1 protein-coding gene is annotated in these 945 nt (G+C 66.1%); it reads left to right on the top strand.

Annotation, left to right across the window (positions count from 1 at the left end):
* The coding region (locus A3764_RS20705; protein ID WP_067952046.1) for a TIGR03862 family flavoprotein at nt 1-945 on the top strand (945 nt) is incomplete at both ends.

Raw genomic sequence — 945 nt, 5'->3', positions numbered from 1 at the left:
AAAATCCGGTCTGAACCTGACGATGGCGGAAGAACGCGATGCCTTTGACCGGGCGCTCGGCCCCTCCGCGCCGCACCTCGCCCCGATGTTGGATGCCTTCGATCAGGAGGCGGTGCAGCATTGGGCCGAAGGACTGGGGCAGAGACTTTTCACAGGTTCGACAGGCCGCGTTTTCCCCGAAGCGATGAAGGCTTCGCCCCTGTTGCGGGCATGGCTGAGGCGGCTAGACGCGCTAGCAGTGGAGCGCCGCGTCGGCTGGCGATGGATCGGATGGGAAGGGCCGAACCCCGCGTTCCGGGCGGGTGGTACGCGACATATCCTGCCGGCGGCGGTGACCGTGCTGGCGCTTGGCGGTGCCAGTTGGTCGCGCCTCGGCTCAGACGGGCGCTGGATGCCATGGCTCGCCCAACGCGACGTTCCCCTTGTGCCATTTGAGCCCGCGAATGCCGGGGTGCGAATTTGCTGGAGCGATCATATGCGTGATCATTTCGGTCAACCGTTGAAGGGGGTCCGGTGGCATGCCGGGGATCACTCATCCCGCGGGGAGGCATCGCTTTCCAGTCGTGGGCTGGAAGGGGGCGGCATCTATACCGTCTCTCGCGCCCTGCGGGAAGGCGCGGACCTCTCCGTTGATCTGCTGCCCGACCGTTCCGTGCAAAGCGTGGCCGAGGCGCTTGACCGCGCCGGGCGAAAGGCGAGCCTTTCCAACAGGCTGCGAAAGGCGCTGCGCCCCTCCCCCGCTGTGGTGGCGCTTGTGCAGGAAATGGCCCGCCCCCTGCCACAAGAGCCGCAAGTTCTTGCGGCACTGCTCAAACGGCTTCCCATCGCGCATGACGGTCTGCGCCCGCTGGATGAGGCGATCTCCACCGCCGGGGGTGTTTCCTTTGACGCTGTGGATCAGGGGCTGATGCTGCGCGCTGTGCCGGGTGTTTTCGTTGCAGGCGA

It is taken from the genome of Sulfitobacter sp. HI0129 (assembly GCF_001635395.1).
GTDB lineage: Bacteria > Pseudomonadota > Alphaproteobacteria > Rhodobacterales > Rhodobacteraceae > Sulfitobacter.
Note: the sequence above shows the minus strand (reverse complement) of the source record. Positions and strands in the feature narration are given on the sequence as shown.